The organism is Bacillus sp. GW823-FHT06A10 (genome assembly GCF_058795375.1).
Window position 1 is genome coordinate 909,147 of the sequence record NZ_JBXAHT010000002.1, and the last position, 19,380, is coordinate 928,526.

Here is a 19,380-nt window from a genome sequence, read left to right on the forward strand (position 1 = left end):
AAGAGGATTCTATACATATGTATATGATCTACTAGGGTGGTACCGCGGGAGACTTTCTCGTCCCTTTTTGGGATGAGAAAGTCTCTTTTTTATTCCGTTTTTTAAGTATTTCTTTTATACATGTAAGGAGGAATTGAGCATGGAGTACAAAAATACATTACTGATGCCGAAAACAGAGTTCCCAATGCGTGGGAACTTACCAAAACGTGAGCCTGCAATGCAAGAAAAATGGGCTGAAATGAATATTTACGAAAAAGTACAAGAACATACAAAAGGTCGTCCTTTATTTGTATTGCATGATGGACCTCCATATGCGAATGGTGACATTCATATGGGACATGCATTAAATAAAGTATTAAAAGACTTTATTGTTCGTTATAAATCAATGACTGGTTTTAGTGCGCCATATGTTCCAGGATGGGATACGCACGGTTTACCAATTGAACAAGCTTTAACAAATAAAGGCGTAAAACGTAAAGAAATGACAGTTGCTGAGTTCCGTAAGTTATGTGCAGAGTATGCATATGAACAAGTAGAACGTCAACGTGAACAATTTAAGCGTTTAGGTGTACGTGCAGATTGGGATAATCCATATATTACTTTAGAGCCAGCTTATGAAGCACAACAAATTAAAGTGTTTGGTGACATGGCGAAAAAAGGTTATATCTATAAAGGTCAAAAACCAGTTTACTGGTCTCCAACGAGTGAATCTGCTTTAGCAGAAGCTGAAATTGAATATCAAGATAAAAAATCAGCATCTATTTACGTAGCATTCCCTGTAAAAGATGGAAAGAATGTATTAGAAGGTGATGAAAAGTACATCATTTGGACAACAACACCTTGGACATTACCTGCAAACTTAGGTATTTCTGTTCACCCAGAGCTTGAATATAGTATTGTAAAAGTAAATGATGAGAAATTTATCATTGCTTCTGAGCTGTTTGAGACAGTTGCAAAAACGTTAGAGTGGGAAAATGCTGAAGTTGTGAAAACAGTAAAAGGTAGCGAACTTGAGTACACAGTTGCAAAACATCCATTCTACGATCGTGATTCATTAGTTATGCTAGGAGATCACGTAACAACAGATGCAGGTACAGGTTGTGTTCATACAGCACCAGGACACGGGGAAGATGACTTCGTTGTTGGTAAAAAGTATGGATTAGAAGTACTTTGCCCAGTCGATGATAAAGGTGTATTAACAAATGAAGCACCTGGATTTGAAGGCTTATTCTATGATAAAGCTAACAAGCCAATTACAGAAAAATTAGAAGAAGTAGGCGCGTTACTGAAACTAACATTCATTACACATTCATACCCACATGATTGGAGAACGAAAAAACCAATTATTTTCCGTGCGACAGCACAGTGGTTTGCATCTATTGAAGCATTCCGTAAAGAATTAATAGAAGCTGTAGCGGAAACGAAATGGGTACCAGCATGGGGAGAAACTCGTCTTCATAATATGGTTCGTGACCGTGGTGACTGGTGTATTTCTCGTCAGCGTGCATGGGGTGTGCCAATTCCGGTATTCTATGCTGAGAATGGTGATCCAATTATTACGGATGAAACAATTAACCATGTAGCAGATTTATTCCGTGAACACGGTTCTAACGTATGGTTCGAGCGTGAAGCGAAAGATCTATTACCAGAAGGATTTACACATCCGGGTAGCCCAAATGGCGAATTCCGTAAAGAAACAGACATCATGGATGTATGGTTCGATTCAGGTTCTTCTCACCAAGCGGTATTAGAAGAGCGCGAAGATTTACAGCGTCCAGCTGATTTATATTTAGAAGGATCTGACCAGTATCGTGGTTGGTTTAACTCTTCATTATCAACAGCAGTTGCTGTAACAGGTAAAGCTCCATATAAAGGCGTATTAAGTCACGGTTTCGTATTAGATGGTGAAGGACGTAAAATGAGTAAGTCGATTGGAAACATCGTCGTACCGAAGAAAATTATGGATCAATTAGGCGGAGACATTTTACGCTTATGGGTATCTTCTGTTGACTATCAATCTGACGTACGTATTTCAGATGATATTTTAAAACAAGTAGCAGAAGTGTATCGTAAAATCCGTAACACATTCCGTTTCTTATTAGGAAACTTAGACGACTTTAAGCCAAGTGAAAATGCAGTAGCTGTAGCTGAACTTCGTGAAGTAGATCGTTACATGTTAGTGAAATTAAATGACTTAATTACAAAAGTTAAAGAAGCATATGAGACATACGACTTCGCTGCTGTGTATCATGCAATTCATAACTTCTGTACAATTGATTTAAGTTCATTCTACTTAGACTTTGCAAAAGACATTTTATACATTGAAGGTGCAAATCACGAAGATCGTCGTGCAATTCAAACTGTATTATATGATGTTCTTGTTGCGTTAACAAAACTTGTAACACCAATCTTACCGCATACAGCTGATGAAGTATGGCCATACATTCCAGGCGTAACAGAAGAAAGTGTACAATTAACTGATATGCCAGAAGCTGTACAATTAGATGACGCGGAAGCGTTAAAAACAAAATGGGATGCATTTATGACATTACGTGATGACGTGTTAAAAGCACTAGAAGTAGCTCGTAATGAAAAAGTAATCGGTAAGTCATTAAATGCAAGCATTACGCTATATCCAACTGCAGAAATGAAAGCTATGTTAGAGTCTATTAGCGAAGACTTAAAGCAATTATTCATCGTTTCTGAGTATAAACTTGGTGGTATGATGGATGAAGCGCCAGCAGATGCACCGAAGTATGAACATACAGCGGTTGTTGTTGCGCAAGCAACTGGTGAAACATGTGAACGTTGTTGGGTAGTTTCAGAAACAATTGGTAAAGATGCTGAACATGAAACATTATGTGAGCGTTGTGCAACAGTTGTTAAAGAAAACTATGTAAAATAATAAAAAACTGACTGCTATTCATGCAGTCAGTTTTTTTTGTTGATGGCATATCAAAAAAACTTTTCAGACTCTTTCCTGTGAAGGAAAAATGTGTGTGAGGTAAGCAAATAAATTTCGGACACACTAACTGTACATTACAGCTAGGAGGAATGTACACGTGAATGAAATTTACATGGAAATAAAAGAAGAATTGCAATTGATGAGAAAAGAGTTGCAAGAGAGACTAGCTAAAGAAGTAATGCACAAATATGATGTCGAGTTCAGCCAAGAGCTTGGATATGAAATTAAGGAAGAGATAAAGAAAAAATTGCTATTACATGATATAAAAGAGGATTTAAAGGATGTAGAACGCGCATTATTTAAAATGGAAATAGACATGTACGGTATTTGTGAAGAGACGGGGAGATTAATTTCGACAAAGCAAATGAAGACAATGCCGACTGCTCGTACGATTCATGAATTCTTCTATGAAAAGGTAAATGTATGAATACGCACAACGATATCATATTACCTTTTTTTAATTTATTTTATTCTTCTATAAAGGTTCATTGTGAAAAGGTAGCAGCTATGCTAAAATTTTGAGGTACACTGTCTTTGTGGGGGAAATGAAAATGATATATTATGTAATAGCGTTATTTGTCATTGCTATCGATCAAATATCGAAGTGGTTAATTGTAAAGAACATGGAATTGGGTACGAGTATTCCGATTATCGACAATGTATTATACATAACATCACATCGAAATAGAGGCGCTGCTTGGGGTATTTTAGAAAATAAAATGTGGTTCTTCTACATTATTACAGTTGTTTTTGTAGTGTTTATCGTATTTTATATGAAAAAGTATGCGAAAACAGACAAGCTTCTAGGTATTTCGTTAGGTCTAATTTTGGGCGGGGCAATTGGTAACTTTATTGATCGTGTATTTAGACAAGAAGTAGTGGATTTCATTCACGTGTATATTTTCTCGTACAACTATCCAGTATTCAATATAGCTGATTCAGCATTATGTATTGGTGTTGTATTAATTATTATTCAAACATTATTAGAAGGCAAGAAAGCGAAGGAGTAATTGAATGAGTGAAGTAGTACAAGTAACAGTTGCAGCAGAGCAAAAAAACGAACGAATTGATAAATTCGTTACAGGGATAAATAACGAATGGTCACGTTCACAAGTACAGCAATGGATTAAAGATGATGTTGTGACAGTGAACGGGAAAGCAGTAAAAGTGAATTATAAAGTAAAAGAAGAAGATGAAATTACAGTAACGATTCCTGAGCCAGAAGCGCTAGATATTCAACCAGAGGATTTAAATTTAGAAATTTATTATGAAGATGCAGATGTGCTTGTTGTAAATAAGCCACGTGGCATGGTTGTACATCCAGCACCAGGGCATACAAGTGGTACACTTGTAAACGGCCTTATGCACCATTGTACAGACTTATCAGGCATTAACGGTGTAATGCGTCCAGGTATCGTGCATCGTATTGATAAAGATACATCTGGACTATTAATGGTTGCTAAAAATGATATGGCACATGAATCGCTTGTAAATCAGCTTGTAGCCAAAACAGTAACGAGACGTTACAAAGCGATTGTACACGGTGTGATTCCGCATGATAAGGGAACTATCGATGCACCAATTGGTCGTGATAAGAAAGAGCGTCAAAGTATGACAGTTGATGAAAATGGTAAGAACGCTGTTACGCACTTCCAAGTGTTAGAACGTTTTAAAGACTTTACACTTGTAGAATGTCGCTTAGAAACGGGACGTACGCACCAAATTCGTGTTCATATGAAATATATTGGCTATCCACTTGCAGGAGATCCGAAGTATGGTCCGAAGAAAACATTAGATATGAATGGACAAGCACTTCATGCGGGTATTTTAGGCTTTGATCATCCTCGTACTGGTGAATATATTCAGTTTGAGGCACCGATTCCAGAAGTGTTTGAAGACGCATTAAATATTTTACGAAAATAGTATTGACAAATCATAAGAAAACTGAGATACTGACAACAGTTAAATAATGATCCTTTAACACAGCCCCGTGAGGTTGAGAAGGTAACGGTTTGAAATACTTAGGGTATGTTGTACCCTTTTTTCAAAAGTCCTCTCGCACACGCTGAGAGGACTTTTTTTATACCATTACTCTCACGCAAGAAAAAAAGCTTGGAGGTGTAGAGCATGCAAGAGAAAGCTGTCGTTTTAGATGACCAAATGATTCGCCGCGCTTTAACACGAATTAGTCATGAAATCGTGGAACGAAATAAAGGTGTCGATAATTGTGTTCTTGTCGGAATTAAAACTCGTGGAATTTTTATTGCACAACGTTTGGCAGAACGAATTGGTCAAATTGAAGGAAAAGAAATGGAAGTTGGAGAGTTAGACATTACGTTATATCGTGATGATTTAACACTACAATCCAAAAATAAAGAACCACTTGTAAAAGGTTCTGATATCCCTGTAGATATTACGAAGAAAAAAGTTATCCTCGTTGATGACGTATTATATACAGGAAGAACAGTTCGAGCAGCAATGGATGCTCTTATGGATTTAGGTAGACCATCTCAAATTCAATTGGCGGTTCTTGTTGATAGAGGTCATCGTGAATTACCAATTCGCGCTGATTATGTAGGAAAGAACATTCCAACATCAAGTGAAGAGCGTATCGAAGTTGATTTGCAAGAGACAGATCAACAAGATCGAGTAAGCATATACGATAAGTAAAGCCCTTTTAAATGTAGTCCTGTGAGGCTGCCAAAGGGTCTTGGCTTTCATATGTCAAATTTGGCATACGAAAGTATAGGACTCTTTGTGCACAGGCACAAAGAGTTTTTTTATTGCAAAGATTTAAACTGAAGGAGGATGTAACAATGGAACAAAAGCCAGTGTTAGACGTTAATGAAGTACCGAAACCGGGAAAATGGTTATTTTTAAGTATACAACATTTGTTCGCGATGTTTGGATCAACAGTGCTTGTTCCGTTTTTAACAGGATTGAACCCATCAGTAGCATTAATATCAAGTGGATTAGGAACGCTAGCGTTTCTTCTTATAACGAAAGGTCAAGTACCAGCATATTTAGGATCATCATTCGCCTTTATCGCACCGATTATAACAGCGAAAACGGCAGGTGGGCCGGGAGCAGCAATGCTTGGTGGTTTGCTAGCAGGGCTTGTGTACATCTTAATCTCACTCGGAATTAAGAAATCAGGATCAGAGTGGATTATGAAACTACTACCACCAATCGTAGTTGGTCCAGTAGTAATGGTAATCGGTCTAGCTTTAGCACATACAGCAGTTAACATGGCGATGAACGGTGCGGATGGCAAATACAGCTTTACACATTTTTCAGTAGCATTAGTAACATTAGCAATTACAATCATTTGCTCGATATTCGGAAGAGGATTTTTCAGTATCATACCAGTGTTACTTGGCATTATCGGCGGATATATCTTCGCTTACTTCCAAGGGCTAGTAGACTTAAAGCCGGTAGCTGAGGCAAAATGGTTTGTTGTACCAGATTTCACAGTACCATTTGTAACATATACACCAGAGTTTTCATGGAAGATTGTACTCTTGATGGTACCAGTTGCACTAGTAACAATATCAGAACATATCGGACATCAAATTGTACTTGGAAATGTTATTAAAAGAGATTTAATTGAAAAACCAGGTTTACACCGTTCGATCTTCGGTGACGGAGTAGCAACATTAATTGCATCACTAATCGGTGGGCCACCGAATACAACGTATGGTGAAAACATCGGTGTGCTAGCAATTACGAGAGCATACAGTGTATACTTATTCATCGGTTCAGCAGTATTCGCAATCATGTTCGGATTTATCGGTAAGATTTCTGCACTGATTCATTCGATCCCAACACCAGTTATGGGCGGGGTATCAATCTTACTATTCGGTGTAATCGCATCAAGCGGATTACGCATGATGGTAGATGATAAAACAGATTTAAGTGACAAACGAAACTTAATGATTGCATCAGTAATACTAGTAATCGGTATTGGTGGAGCGGTACTTCACGTAGGGGATTCATTCCAAGTCGAAGGAATGGCGCTTGCAGCAATTGTAGGTGTACTGTTAAATCTACTACTACCAGAATCAAAACAAGAAAAACATACAAAACAATCTAAGCAGATTGCTTCATAAAAATAACCTTTTAATTCAGTCCTGTGAGACGGAAAAGGGTGGCTTCTTCCTTGCACCCTAGTCTTACATGACTAGGGTATTTTTATGCAAAGGTTGTTATAAAAATACAAAAGTGGTAACATAAAAATCAGAAAGATGAGGGATGACGATGAGCCATTTGTTAACGATGAGTGAATTATCGGAAGTAGAAATTTCAGAAATCCTAAAAGACGCAGAAGATTTTGCGAATGGAAAAGAGAGCAAAACGACAGAGCAAACTTTTGTTGCAAACTTGTTCTTTGAGAATAGTACGAGAACGAGATTTAGCTTTGAAGTTGCTGAGAAGAGATTAGGACTAGATGTTTTAAACTTTTCAGCTGATGCATCTAGCGTACAAAAAGGAGAAACTTTATACGATACGATAAGAACACTAGAATCAATCGGAACAAAAGCAGTGGTCATCCGCCATGAGCAAGATCGCTACTTCGATGAACTAAAAGATCAGGTGAATATCCCGATCTTAAACGCTGGAGATGGATGTGGAAACCACCCAACGCAGTGCCTACTCGACCTTCTTACAATTAAACAAGAGTTTGGAAGATTTGAAGGTTTGAAGATTGCAATAGTAGGAGATGTTCGTCATAGCCGAGTAGCACGTTCTAATGCAGAAGCATTAACGAAGCTTGGTGCAACAATTTACTTTGCAAGTCCAGAAGAGTGGAAAGGTGAAGACAACACATTTGGAACATACAAACCATTAGATGAACTTGTTCCAGAAGTGGATGTAATGATGTTACTCCGTGTACAACATGAGCGTCATGATCATTATGAAACAGACATTATGAAAGAATATCATGAGAAACACGGATTAACAGTAGAAAGAGAAAAGCGTATGAAAGAAGGAAGCATTATTATGCATCCAGCTCCCGTAAACCGTGATGTTGAAATTGCAAGTGAACTTGTTGAGTGTGAGCGTTCACGCATATTTAAACAAATGGAAAATGGAGTTTACGTAAGAATGGCTGTACTAAAACGCGCCTTACCAAATGTATTAGGAGGAATGAAACATGAATTACTTGTTTAAAAATGGTCGTTATATGAATGAAGAAGGAAAAATTGTAGCAACAGATCTTCTCGTACAAGACGGTAAAATCGCTAAGGTAGCAGAAAATATTACGGCAGATAATGCTGAAGTAATCGATGTGAACGGAAAGTTAATCGCACCTGGATTAGTAGATGTACACGTACATCTTCGTGAACCAGGTGGTGAACATAAAGAAACAATTGAAACAGGTACACTAGCAGCGGCAAAAGGTGGATTCACTACAATTTGTGCAATGCCAAATACACGTCCGGTACCAGATTGCAGAGAACATATGGAAGACTTGCAAAATCGTATTAAAGAAAAAGCACATGTCAACGTACTACCATACGGAGCAATTACAGTACGTCAAGCTGGTTCTGAAATGACAGATTTCGAAACATTAAAAGAACTTGGAGCATTTGCTTTCACAGATGACGGCGTAGGCGTACAAGATGCGAGCATGATGTTAGCGGCTATGAAACGTGCAGCAAAATTAGATATGGCAGTAGTTGCGCACTGTGAAGAGAATACGCTTATTAATAAAGGTTGTGTACATGAAGGGAAGTTTTCTGAGAAACACGGATTAAACGGTATCCCATCAGTATGTGAATCTGTACATATTGCAAGGGATATATTGCTTGCGGAAGCAGCAGATTGTCACTATCACGTATGTCACGTAAGTACGAAAGGTTCAGTACGTGTAATCCGTGATGCGAAACGCGCTGGAATTAAAGTAACAGCAGAAGTAACACCACATCACCTAGTGTTATGTGAAGATGATATCCCATCAGCTGATCCTAATTTTAAAATGAACCCACCGCTTCGTGGAAAAGAAGACCATGCAGCATTAATTGAAGGTTTATTAGATGGAACGATCGATATGATCGCAACTGACCATGCACCGCATACAGCGGAAGAGAAAGCACAAGGAATTGAAAGAGCACCATTCGGAATTACTGGTTTTGAAACAGCATTCCCGCTTCTATACACAAACCTTGTGAAAAAAGGAGTCATTACGCTAGAACAGTTAATTCAATATTTAACAGAAAAGCCAGCTGATACATTTGGCTTAGAAGCAGGTCGCCTGAAAGAAGGTAGAACAGCTGATATTACAATCATTGATTTAGAACAAGAAGAAGAGATTGATCCAACAACATTCTTATCAAAAGGAAAAAATACACCATTCGCAGGTTGGAAATGCCAAGGATGGCCGGTAATGACAATCGTTGGTGGTAAGATCGCATGGCAAAAGGAGAGTGCATTAGTATGAAAAGACAACTTATCTTAGAAGATGGAACAGTATTAATTGGAAAAGGTTTCGGAGGAGAAATCGAAAAGTCAGGTGAGGTTGTATTTACAACAGGAATGACTGGATATCAAGAAACATTATCTGATCCATCATATTGCGGTCAAATCGTAACATTCACGTACCCATTAATCGGAAACTACGGCATTAACCGTGACGATTTCGAATCGATTCACCCATCTGTAAATGGTTTAATCGTAAACGAAATTTGTGATCATCCATCAAACTTCCGTAATGAAATTTCGTTAAATGATTACTTAAAAGAAAGAAACATCCCGGGATTAGCAGGAATTGATACGAGAAAATTAACGAGAAAAATTCGTCAATACGGTACATTACGCGGACGCCTTTGTAACATGGATGCAGATGTAGAATACATCGTGAGCCAATTAAAAGCGACAGTATTTACAGATCACGTGAAACGCGTATCGACGAAAGATCCATACCCAAGTCCAGGACGCGGACACCGAGTTGTACTTGTAGACTTCGGAATGAAACATGGTATTTTACGAGAATTAAATAAGCGTGACTGTGATGTAATTGTAGTTCCTTACAACACAACAGCAGAAGAAATTTTACGCCTTAGCCCAGATGGAATTATGTTAAGTAACGGACCTGGGGATCCAAAAGATGTACCAGAAGCAATTGAAATGTTAAAAGACATTATCGGTAAAGTTCCTTTATTCGGAATTTGCCTAGGACATCAATTGTTCGCTCTAGCATCTGGTGCAAATACAAGTAAGTTGAAATTCGGTCACCGTGGTTTAAACCATCCAGTAAAAAATCTTGCAACTGGAAAAGTAGCAATTACATCTCAAAACCATGGTTACGCAGTAGAAGAAGAATCAGTTGAAAATACAGAGCTTGAAATTACACATGTTGCTTTAAATGATGGAACAGTAGAAGGTCTTCGTCATAAGAAGTTCCCAGCATTTACAGTACAATACCATCCAGAAGCTTCAGCAGGACCTGAAGATGCAAATGATTTATTCGAAGATTTCTTAGCAATGATTGAAAACTTCAAGAAAGAAGGGGAAGAGTTATGCCAAAACGCCTAGACATTAACACAATTTTAGTAATCGGATCAGGACCAATTGTAATTGGGCAAGCAGCGGAGTTTGACTACTCTGGTACACAAGCTTGTCAATCTCTAAGAGAAGAAGGTTACAAAGTAATCCTTGTTAACTCTAACCCAGCAACAATTATGACAGATACTGCAACAGCAGATAAAGTATATATCGAACCATTAACATTAGAATTCGTAAGCCGTATTATTCGTAAAGAACGTCCAGATGCAATCTTACCAACATTAGGTGGTCAAACAGGGTTAAATATGGCTGTTGAACTTGCGAAATCAGGCATACTTGAAGAATGCGGAGTTGAAATTTTAGGAACGAAATTATCAGCTATCGAGCAAGCGGAGGATCGCGATTTATTCCGTACATTAATGCAGGATTTAAATGAACCAATTCCATCTAGTACGATTATTCATACGCTGGAAGAAGCACATGAATTTGTAAAAGAAATTGGTTATCCAGTTATTGTTCGCCCAGCATTTACAATGGGAGGAACAGGTGGCGGAATTTGTAGTAATGAAGAAGAACTAATTGAAATCGTATCCGGTGGATTAAAACATAGTCCAGTAACACAATGTTTATTAGAAAAGAGCATTGCTGGTTGTAAGGAAATTGAATATGAAGTAATGCGTGATTCGAATGATAACGCGATTGTAGTATGTAACATGGAAAACATCGATCCAGTTGGGGTTCACACAGGTGATTCTATCGTAGTAGCACCAAGCCAAACATTAAGCGACCGTGAATATCAAATGTTACGAAACACTTCATTACGAATTATTCGTGCATTAGGAATTGAAGGTGGATGTAACGTTCAGCTTGCACTAGATCCACATAGCTTCCAATACTATGTAATCGAAGTAAACCCACGTGTAAGTCGTTCATCTGCACTAGCATCTAAAGCGACTGGATATCCAATTGCAAAATTAGCAGCGAAAATTGCAGTCGGCTTAACATTAGATGAAATCATAAACCCAGTAACACAAAAAACTTACGCTTGCTTCGAGCCAGCATTAGACTATGTTGTTTCAAAAATTCCACGCTGGCCATTTGATAAGTTTGAATCAGCAAACAGAACACTTGGTACACAAATGAAGGCAACTGGTGAAGTTATGTCAATCGGACGTAACTTAGAGCAATCATTATTAAAAGCGGTTCGTTCTTTAGAGCTTGGCATTTATCACTTAGAATTAGACCACTTAAAAGAACTTGATAAAGAAACAATGAAAAAACGCATTATTAAAGCAGACGATGAGCGACTGTTTATTGTAGCAGAAGCAATTCGTCAAGGTGTAACGAAAGAAGAAATCAACGAATGGTGTGAAATGGACTTCTTCTTCTTACAAAAAATTGAAAACATCGTAAATATGGAACGCGAAGTAAAAGCGAATGTAGGAAATATGGAAGTACTACAAGCTGCGAAAGAAATGGGCTTCAGTGATCACTACATTGCAGCTGCTTGGAACAAAACGGAGCGTGAAATTTACGATATGCGTAAAGAAAGCAATATAACTCCTGTTTATAAAATGGTAGATACTTGTGCGGCAGAGTTTGAATCTGCAACACCATACTACTACAGCACATATGGTGATGAGAATGAATCGGTGATAACAGATCGTAAGAGTGTTGTTGTACTAGGGTCTGGTCCAATCCGTATCGGTCAAGGGGTTGAGTTTGACTATGCAACAGTTCACTCTGTATGGGCAATTAAAGAAGCTGGATATGAGGCAATCATTGTTAATAACAATCCAGAAACAGTTTCAACAGATTTCAGTATTTCTGACAAATTATACTTTGAACCATTAACAATCGAAGATGTAATGCACATCATTGATTTAGAAAAACCAGAAGGCGTTATTGTTCAGTTCGGTGGACAAACGGCAATTAACTTAGCGGCGAAATTAGAGGCTCACGGTGTGAAAATCTTAGGAACATCACTTGAAGACTTAGACCGTGCAGAAGATCGTGATAAATTTGAAGCTGCTTTAACAAAACTTGGTATCCCGCAACCAGTTGGTAAAACAGCAACGACTGTAGAACAAGCGGTAGCAATCGCAGAAGAAATTGGTTATCCAGTATTAGTAAGACCATCTTACGTACTAGGTGGACGTGCGATGGAAATCGTATATCGTCAAGAAGAACTGTTGCACTACATGAAAAATGCAGTTAAAGTTCATGCAGATCACCCAGTATTAATCGACCGTTACATGGTTGGTAAAGAAATTGAAGTAGATGCAATTTCAGATGGTGAGAATGTATTCATTCCAGGTATTATGGAACATATTGAACGCGCTGGAGTTCACTCTGGTGACTCAATTGGAGTATATCCACCACAAAGTTTATCTGAAAAACTAAAAGAACAAATCATTGAACATACAATTGCACTTGGAAAAGGATTAAACATTGTTGGATTACTAAATATCCAGTTTGTAGTATTCAAAGATCAAGTGTACGTAATTGAAGTAAACCCACGTGCAAGCCGTACAGTACCGTTCTTAAGTAAAATTACAGGCGTACCGATGGCGAATGTTGCAACGAAAGTTATTTTAGGGCAAGACCTAGTAGAGCAAGGATACGGAACGGGCTATCACCCAGAAGAGAAAGAAGTATATGTAAAAGCTCCGGTATTCTCATTCGCGAAACTACGTTCAGTTGATACAACATTAGGACCTGAAATGAAATCAACAGGGGAAGTAATGGGTAAAGACTTAACGCTTGAAAAAGCATTATATAAAGGATTAGTTGCTTCAGGAATTAACATCCCAACGCACGGATCAGTAATCATTACTGTAGCGGATAAAGATAAAGAAGAGGCGATGGAAATTGCAAAACGTTTCCACGAAATCGGCTATAACTTATTAGCAACAGCTGGAACAGCACAATCATTAGAAGAGCAAAATATCCCAGTACAAGTTGTAAACAAAATTGATTCTGAAGACTACAACTTACTAGATATTATCCGTCAAGGAAAAGCACAGTTTGTAATTAACACATTAACAAAAGGTAAACAACCAGCGCGTGATGGTTTCCGCATTCGCCGTGAATCAGTAGAAAATGGTGTGGCTTGCTTAACATCACTTGATACAACAAGAGCAATCTTACGAGTATTAGAATCTATGACATTCTCAGCTCATTCAATGAAAGAAATTACGCAAACAAAGCGTCACGAGGTGGTACATGCATGATGCAAAAGCAAAATATGATCGTCGTTAATCAAAAAGAAATCGCAAAAAACATTTACGAGTTAGTGCTTCAAGGAACTTTAGTACAGCAAATGAACGAACCAGGGCAGTTTGTACACATTAAGGTAGCAGAGGGCATTGCGCCCCTTCTGCGCCGCCCGATTAGTATTTGTAATGTAGATCAAGAGAAGAACGAATTTACAATGCTATATCGTGCGGAAGGACAAGGGACAAAAACATTAGCAACTAGAAAACAAGGTGAAATGGTAGACGTACTAGGACCACTAGGACACGGTTTTCCTGTAGAAGAAGCAGAAGCTGGTCAAACAGCTTTACTAGTAGGCGGGGGGATTGGTGTACCACCACTTTATGAACTATCACAGTGCCTCGTTGCAAAAGGTGTACGTGTAATTCACATCTTAGGTTTTCAAACGAAAGATGTAGTTTTCTATGAAGAAAAATTTGCAGAACTTGGTGATACGTACGTTGCGACAGTAGATGGTACACACGGTACAAAAGGATTTGTCACAGATGTAATTGATAATTACGGAATTGACTTTGATATTCTTTACTCATGTGGTCCGTTAGCGATGCTTCGTGCATTAGAAGGACGTTACAAAGAGAAAAAAGCCTATATTTCATTAGAAGAACGTATGGGCTGCGGTATTGGAGCTTGTTTCGCATGTGTATGCCACTTACAAGAAGATCCAAGTGGACATTCTTACAAGAAGGTGTGTAGCGACGGACCAGTATTTCCAATCGGGGAGGTTGTACTATGAACAGATTGCAAGTTGAATTACCAGGATTATCATTAAAAAATCCAATTATACCGGCATCTGGATGCTTTGGATTTGGTCGTGAATATGCACAGTTTTACGATTTAAGTGTACTAGGATCAATCATGATTAAAGCGACGACAGAACAACCACGCTATGGAAATCCAACACCTCGTGTTGCTGAAACACCGGGCGGCATGTTAAATGCGATCGGACTTCAAAACCCAGGGTTAGAAAAAGTAATGAATTCTGAATTACCATGGTTAGAACAATTTGACCTTCCAATCATTGCTAACGTTGCAGGCTCACAAGCTGAGGATTATGTAGCGGTTGCAAAGGAAATTTCTAAAGCGCCTAATGTCCATGCACTAGAATTAAATATTTCTTGTCCGAACGTAAAAACAGGTGGTATCGCCTTTGGTACAAATCCTGAAATTGCTGCTGATTTAACGAAGCGAGTAAAAGAGGTTTCTGAAGTACCTGTATACGTGAAGTTGTCACCAAACGTGGCAAACATAGTGGAAATTGCAAAAGCGATTGAAAATGCAGGTGCAGATGGTTTAACGATGATTAATACATTGCTTGGTATGCGTTTAGATTTAAAAACAGCTAAACCAATTTTAGCAAACCGTACAGGCGGATTATCAGGTCCTGCGATTAAGCCAGTAGCAATTCGTATGGTACATGAAGTAAGCCAAGCGGTTAACATTCCAATTATCGGAATGGGTGGTATTGAAACAGCGGAAGATGTAATTGAATTCTTCTACGCTGGCGCAAGCGCAGTTGCAGTAGGTACAGCGAACTTTATCGATCCGTTCGTATGTCCGACAATTATTGAAGAGTTACCAGCATTACTAGATGAATTAGGATTTGATCACATTTCGGAATGTCAAGGAAGGAGCTGGAAGCAAACATGTCACAGTCGTTAATCGTTGCACTAGATTTTCCAGGGAAACAAGATGTAGAACAATTCTTGCGCCACTTTGAAGGGGAAGAGTTATTTGTCAAAGTTGGTATGGAGTTATTTTACAAAGAAGGCCCTGCAATTATTACGTACTTAAAAGAAAAAGGACATAAGATTTTTCTAGATTTAAAACTTCATGATATTCCGAATACAGTAAAAAGCGCTATGCGTAGCCTAGCTAGTCTAGATGTTGATATGGTAAATGTTCATGCTGCTGGGGGAAGCAGCATGATGAAAGCTGCGATTGAGGGATTAGAGGAAGGTAAGCAAGAAGGAAAAGAGAGACCGATTTGTATTGCAGTTACACAACTAACAAGCACTTCGGAAGCTATGATGAAAAAAGAGATTGGCATTGAGAAGACGTTAGAAGAAGCGGTTGCTCATTATGCAAAACTAACGAAAGAAAGTGGACTTGATGGCGTTGTTTGCTCAACGCTTGAAGTTCCAAAATTACGTGAAGTATGCGGGAATGAATTTGTAACAGTAACACCGGGGATTCGTCTTGCAAGCGATGATGTAAATGACCAGGTGCGCGTAGCAACACCGAAACGTGCGAGGGAACTTGGCTCAAGCTACATCGTAGTTGGACGTAGTATTACAAAAGCAGAAAATCCGCTTGAAGCGTATAAAACAGTAAAACAACAGTGGGAAGGTGTAACAGTATGAAAAAAGAAATCGCATCGCATTTATTAGAAATTGGAGCAGTATTTTTACAACCGAATGATCCATTCACATGGTCTTCAGGTATGAAATCACCAATTTATTGTGATAACCGTTTAACTTTATCTTATCCAAAAGTACGTCAAGCGATTGCAGCTGGATTAGAAGAGTTAATTAAAGAGCATTTCCCAACTGTAGAAGTTATTGCAGGAACAGCAACTGCTGGTATTGCGCACGCTGCATGGGTAAGCGATCGTATGGATTTACCAATGTGCTACGTACGTAGTAAAGCAAAAGGCCACGGTAAAGGGAATCAAATTGAAGGAAAAGCTGAAAAAGGTCAAAAAGTTGTAGTAGTAGAAGACTTAATTTCAACTGGCGGAAGTGCAATTACATGTGTAGAAGCACTTCGCGAAGCTGGCTGTGAAGTATTAGGAATCGTATCAATCTTCACATACGAGCTAGAAGCAGGAAAAGAAAAGCTAGAAGCAGCTAACGTAGCATCATATTCTTTAAGTGATTACAGTGCATTAACTGAAGTTGCAGCAGAAAAAGGTATGATCGGACAAGCTGAAACGAAAAAATTACAAGAGTGGCGTAAAAATCCAGCTAACGAAGCTTGGATCACAGCGTAACATGAAAAAAATGACCGCGGGGGAACGCGGTCGTTTTTTTATATTATTGTTAAAACTTCATGTAAAGAACAGATAGTAGGAATATCGTACTTGAGTTGTGAGTTATCTCGATTTAACCATATCCCTTGCATCCTAGCTGCTGTACTACTAATCGCATCAGTCTCTAATCGATCGCCAATATAATAGCAATCTTTCATTTCAAGGTTCGATTGTAATACGGTTCTGTGAAAAATTTCAGGATCTGGTTTCGATATACCAAGTTCACTAGAAGTAAATATATATTTAAAATGTTTTAAAATGTTTAGGGCAGTTAATTTTTCGACTTGTTGTTCATAGTTACCATTACTAATGATACCTAATGAGTGACCGCCTTGCTGCAAGTTCTGTAATGTATAGTGTACATCTTCAAACGCGGTCCAGTTGTTCTTATGTAGTTCTATATATTGATTGAATCTATGCTGAGATTCTTTGGGTGATAGGTTTACTCCATATGTTTTAAATAAATGATACATTCGCATTACTTGTTGTTCTTGAAAAGATAATTTCCTGGATAAAAATTTGTTGAAATATTCTTCTGATAATTCATGCCAGACTTTCGTTGCCTCTAATTCATTGCCTGAAAAAATAGTATTATATATTTGAAAAAAATCTATAATACCATTTCTTTCAGCAGCCTCATAATCAAGTAAAGTTCCATCAATATCAAAGAAAATCATATTGCTGTCTCCTTGCTAACAACTATTTAGCGTTTTCAGCAACCTCATATCCTTTCACAAACAATAGCGTCATATAAGAAACGATAAACGAGAAGATGCTGTACATGCCAACCCAAAAGAAAAATTTTGGAGTAAAGGCGATAACACCTATTATTAAAAAACTAGCAAACGTTACAATCGGCATTACGTAATACGTTTTCGTTTTGCGTGTTCCAATAACAGATACGATAAAGATAAATAATGGACAAATTAATAAGACGAAAATCAATTCATTCATAGGTATGTCCCCTTTTCTAATTGCAGTAATCTGTTTCTCGTAAACGTTTTGAAATAATTACTCTCCTAATATAATTTCGCTAAGTAATAACGAATCCCTCTTGAAAACTGATAATTCATGATGAATTTTACAAGCAAAAAACGTAAGCAAGAGAACACTTGCTTACGTTATAGGATAAATATCGCAACGATCGTGGTGACAATTAAACCGATAACAACCGGTAAAAAGTTTCGACGTGCAAGTTCAAATGGATCGACTTTACAAATCGCAGCAGCAGGAATAAGTGCCCAAGGAATTAACGTCCCGCCCCCGGTCCATATAGCTGCAATTTGCCCGAGTGCTGTTAATGTAGCTGTTCCATGGCCAAGTGCTGTTCCAAAAAGATTGGCAATGGAACCAGCAAGTGATATACCTGAAAAACCTGATCCATCTAAGCCGGTAATGACACCAACGATGGTTAATGTCCCTGCCGATACATATTGATTTAAAGGAACAGTTTGAGATAAAGCGATGCCTAAGTCGTTAATGATTCCATGTGAATCTTTCGGTAAATAGGCCCCGATAATTTTCACAAAGCCACTATCTCCTAAATAAAAGAGTGCAGCGATAGGAATAACTGGTCCAAAAATTTTAAAGCCAAATTGGAGCCCTTCTATGAAATAATCGGTCGTTTTATTCAGTCCATTACCTTTGTAGGCGATGAGAGAAATGATGATAATCATAATAACAGTTGTTCCGCCGATAAGTGCAGTTGCGTCGCTTCCCTGTAGTTGAAATTGAATCATGCAAAGGATATCAATGATATATACGATAGGGATACAAATAGCGAGCCATTTCTTTGTGCGAGGAGATAATGAAGTGAGCGTTTTAGAAGACTCAGTTGATAGAATAGATTCTTGTATAGCTAAGCCTGTATGAAACTCTTTTCGTAAGAAGAAAAAAGCGACGGAAGTTGTCACAACGCCCATAACGATAACGAGTGGAACACTTGCAGATACGACGCTGGAAACAGGGAGGCCAGCAGCGTCTGCGGTTAATTTTGGTGCGCCTTGTATAACGAAGTCGCCGGATAAAGCAATCCCATGACCGAATAAGTTCATAGCAATTGCTACTCCAATTGGAGGAAGACCGACACGTACAGCAACCGGTAATAAAATAGCTCCCATTAAGGCGACAGCGGGAGAAGGCCAAAAGAAGAAAGAAATTGTCATCATCAAAAGGCCAATAATCCAGTAGGCGAGGGTAGGGGTACGGATCATCTTTGTAAATGGTGAAATCATCGTATCATTTATGCCGGTATGAACGAGTAGGTTACTCATCGATACGATAATAGAAATGATTAATATAGTTGGTAATAGCTCAGTAATGGCGTAAATAAAACTTTGAAAAATGCCGCTAACGGCAAGAGGGATAGAACTTGTAGCAGTTAATGCTAATAAAAAGATAAAAACGATACAAATAATTGTAGTATCTTTCCGGAGAATAAAAAAGGTAATAATAGTGAGTAAACAAATAACATAGAGAGCGTGTAATAGCGTTAATTCAACTCCCATAACATTCACATCCTTAGGCAATCGTGTAGTTTATTGTATGAAAGTAGGGAAAGTATGTGAGTATAAGAAACAGAAAAAAAGGTAAAATTTCATGTACT

The 19,380-nt window shown here is 38.2% G+C and carries 17 protein-coding genes and 1 other annotated feature (1 of these 18 cut by a window edge); of the genes, 14 read left to right on the forward strand and 3 right to left on the reverse strand.

Features of this window, described 5'->3' with window-relative positions; all coding sequences use genetic code 11:
* Positions 1 to 68: a binding site (T-box leader), on the forward strand; it begins 156 nt to the left of the window's first position.
* Between the two features lie 71 nt (positions 69 to 139).
* The 14 genes from ileS2 to pyrE all read left to right on the forward strand — a co-directional run bounded on the left by ileS2 (position 140) and on the right by pyrE (position 16,736).
* Entirely contained in the window at positions 140 to 2,905 is a 2,766-nt protein-coding gene (gene ileS2, locus AC1Q8M_RS19655; protein ID WP_000455947.1) for an isoleucine--tRNA ligase, read from the forward strand.
* A gap of 157 nt (positions 2,906 to 3,062) precedes the next feature.
* Complete coding sequence (locus AC1Q8M_RS19660) at positions 3,063 to 3,392, forward strand: TraR/DksA C4-type zinc finger protein (RefSeq protein WP_001002956.1); 330 nt, start codon at positions 3,063 to 3,065, stop codon at positions 3,390 to 3,392.
* A 124-nt stretch (positions 3,393 to 3,516) separates the two neighbouring features.
* On the forward strand, positions 3,517 to 3,975 hold the full coding sequence (lspA, locus tag AC1Q8M_RS19665; RefSeq protein ID WP_000642180.1) for a lipoprotein signal peptidase LspA: 459 nt from the start codon (positions 3,517 to 3,519) through the stop codon (positions 3,973 to 3,975).
* A 4-nt stretch (positions 3,976 to 3,979) separates the two neighbouring features.
* The gene (locus AC1Q8M_RS19670) at positions 3,980 to 4,888 is read left to right on the forward strand and encodes an RluA family pseudouridine synthase (protein ID WP_000005832.1); all 909 of its coding nucleotides are present in this window, start codon (positions 3,980 to 3,982) and stop codon (positions 4,886 to 4,888) included.
* A gap of 204 nt (positions 4,889 to 5,092) precedes the next feature.
* Positions 5,093 to 5,635, forward strand: a complete 543-nt coding sequence (gene pyrR, locus AC1Q8M_RS19675; RefSeq protein WP_001156491.1) for a bifunctional pyrimidine operon transcriptional regulator/uracil phosphoribosyltransferase — start codon at positions 5,093 to 5,095, stop codon at positions 5,633 to 5,635.
* 146 nt (positions 5,636 to 5,781) lie between these two features.
* Entirely contained in the window at positions 5,782 to 7,074 is a 1,293-nt protein-coding gene (uraA, locus tag AC1Q8M_RS19680) for a uracil permease (RefSeq protein ID WP_000435927.1), read from the forward strand.
* A 148-nt stretch (positions 7,075 to 7,222) separates the two neighbouring features.
* The gene (gene pyrB / locus AC1Q8M_RS19685) at positions 7,223 to 8,137 is read left to right on the forward strand and encodes an aspartate carbamoyltransferase (protein ID WP_000018860.1); all 915 of its coding nucleotides are present in this window, start codon (positions 7,223 to 7,225) and stop codon (positions 8,135 to 8,137) included.
* Positions 8,121 to 9,407: a dihydroorotase gene (pyrC, locus tag AC1Q8M_RS19690; RefSeq protein ID WP_001108371.1), complete on the forward strand. Its 1,287-nt coding sequence runs from the start codon at positions 8,121 to 8,123 to the stop codon at positions 9,405 to 9,407. Before pyrB ends, pyrC begins: the two co-directional genes overlap by 17 nt.
* On the forward strand, positions 9,404 to 10,501 hold the full coding sequence (locus tag AC1Q8M_RS19695) for a carbamoyl phosphate synthase small subunit (RefSeq protein WP_000828670.1): 1,098 nt from the start codon (positions 9,404 to 9,406) through the stop codon (positions 10,499 to 10,501). The genes pyrC and AC1Q8M_RS19695 overlap by 4 nt, the downstream gene beginning before the upstream one ends.
* Complete coding sequence (gene carB, locus AC1Q8M_RS19700; protein ID WP_001126128.1) at positions 10,486 to 13,704, forward strand: carbamoyl-phosphate synthase large subunit; 3,219 nt, start codon at positions 10,486 to 10,488, stop codon at positions 13,702 to 13,704. Before AC1Q8M_RS19695 ends, carB begins: the two co-directional genes overlap by 16 nt.
* Complete coding sequence (gene pyrK, locus AC1Q8M_RS19705) at positions 13,701 to 14,480, forward strand: dihydroorotate oxidase B electron transfer subunit (protein WP_071713510.1); 780 nt, start codon at positions 13,701 to 13,703, stop codon at positions 14,478 to 14,480. Before carB ends, pyrK begins: the two co-directional genes overlap by 4 nt.
* On the forward strand, positions 14,477 to 15,406 hold the full coding sequence (gene pyrD / locus AC1Q8M_RS19710; protein ID WP_001081057.1) for a dihydroorotate oxidase B catalytic subunit: 930 nt from the start codon (positions 14,477 to 14,479) through the stop codon (positions 15,404 to 15,406). The genes pyrK and pyrD overlap by 4 nt, the downstream gene beginning before the upstream one ends.
* The gene (gene pyrF, locus AC1Q8M_RS19715; RefSeq protein ID WP_000083496.1) at positions 15,391 to 16,107 is read left to right on the forward strand and encodes an orotidine-5'-phosphate decarboxylase; all 717 of its coding nucleotides are present in this window, start codon (positions 15,391 to 15,393) and stop codon (positions 16,105 to 16,107) included. The genes pyrD and pyrF overlap by 16 nt, the downstream gene beginning before the upstream one ends.
* Complete coding sequence (gene pyrE, locus AC1Q8M_RS19720; protein WP_000711449.1) at positions 16,104 to 16,736, forward strand: orotate phosphoribosyltransferase; 633 nt, start codon at positions 16,104 to 16,106, stop codon at positions 16,734 to 16,736. The genes pyrF and pyrE overlap by 4 nt, the downstream gene beginning before the upstream one ends.
* Positions 16,737 to 16,774: 38 nt before the next feature.
* Here the strand turns inward: pyrE and AC1Q8M_RS19725 are convergent, their stop codons facing one another.
* The 3 genes from AC1Q8M_RS19725 to AC1Q8M_RS19735 all read right to left on the reverse strand — a co-directional run bounded on the left by AC1Q8M_RS19725 (position 16,775) and on the right by AC1Q8M_RS19735 (position 19,282).
* Complete coding sequence (locus AC1Q8M_RS19725) at positions 16,775 to 17,452, reverse strand: HAD family hydrolase (RefSeq protein WP_098361296.1); 678 nt, start codon at positions 17,450 to 17,452, stop codon at positions 16,775 to 16,777.
* Positions 17,453 to 17,474: 22 nt separating this feature from the next.
* Positions 17,475 to 17,729 (reverse strand): YbeF family protein, encoded by a 255-nt coding sequence (locus AC1Q8M_RS19730; protein WP_001003915.1) that lies wholly within the window; start codon positions 17,727 to 17,729, stop codon positions 17,475 to 17,477.
* Between the two features lie 167 nt (positions 17,730 to 17,896).
* Complete coding sequence (locus tag AC1Q8M_RS19735) at positions 17,897 to 19,282, reverse strand: hypothetical protein (RefSeq protein ID WP_098361297.1); 1,386 nt, start codon at positions 19,280 to 19,282, stop codon at positions 17,897 to 17,899.
* Positions 19,283 to 19,380 lie beyond the last annotated feature (98 nt).

Excerpts from the sequence above, each read along its gene's own strand:
- ileS2 (WP_000455947.1), top strand. The coding sequence starts at position 140 with ATGGAGTACAAAAATACATTACTGATGCCGAAAACAGAGTTCCCAATG.
- lspA (WP_000642180.1), top strand. The coding sequence starts at position 3,517 with ATGATATATTATGTAATAGCGTTATTTGTCATTGCTATCGATCAAATA.
- AC1Q8M_RS19670 (WP_000005832.1), top strand. The coding sequence starts at position 3,980 with ATGAGTGAAGTAGTACAAGTAACAGTTGCAGCAGAGCAAAAAAACGAA.
- pyrR (WP_001156491.1), top strand. The coding sequence starts at position 5,093 with ATGCAAGAGAAAGCTGTCGTTTTAGATGACCAAATGATTCGCCGCGCT.
- uraA (WP_000435927.1), top strand. The coding sequence starts at position 5,782 with ATGGAACAAAAGCCAGTGTTAGACGTTAATGAAGTACCGAAACCGGGA.
- pyrB (WP_000018860.1), top strand. The coding sequence starts at position 7,223 with ATGAGCCATTTGTTAACGATGAGTGAATTATCGGAAGTAGAAATTTCA.
- pyrC (WP_001108371.1), top strand. The coding sequence starts at position 8,121 with ATGAATTACTTGTTTAAAAATGGTCGTTATATGAATGAAGAAGGAAAA.
- AC1Q8M_RS19695 (WP_000828670.1), top strand. The coding sequence starts at position 9,404 with ATGAAAAGACAACTTATCTTAGAAGATGGAACAGTATTAATTGGAAAA.
- carB (WP_001126128.1), top strand. The coding sequence starts at position 10,486 with ATGCCAAAACGCCTAGACATTAACACAATTTTAGTAATCGGATCAGGA.
- pyrK (WP_071713510.1), top strand. The coding sequence starts at position 13,701 with ATGATGCAAAAGCAAAATATGATCGTCGTTAATCAAAAAGAAATCGCA.
- pyrD (WP_001081057.1), top strand. The coding sequence starts at position 14,477 with ATGAACAGATTGCAAGTTGAATTACCAGGATTATCATTAAAAAATCCA.
- pyrF (WP_000083496.1), top strand. The coding sequence starts at position 15,391 with ATGTCACAGTCGTTAATCGTTGCACTAGATTTTCCAGGGAAACAAGAT.
- pyrE (WP_000711449.1), top strand. The coding sequence starts at position 16,104 with ATGAAAAAAGAAATCGCATCGCATTTATTAGAAATTGGAGCAGTATTT.
- AC1Q8M_RS19725 (WP_098361296.1), bottom strand. The coding sequence starts at position 17,452 with ATGATTTTCTTTGATATTGATGGAACTTTACTTGATTATGAGGCTGCT.
- AC1Q8M_RS19730 (WP_001003915.1), bottom strand. The coding sequence starts at position 17,729 with ATGAATGAATTGATTTTCGTCTTATTAATTTGTCCATTATTTATCTTT.
- AC1Q8M_RS19735 (WP_098361297.1), bottom strand. The coding sequence starts at position 19,282 with ATGGGAGTTGAATTAACGCTATTACACGCTCTCTATGTTATTTGTTTA.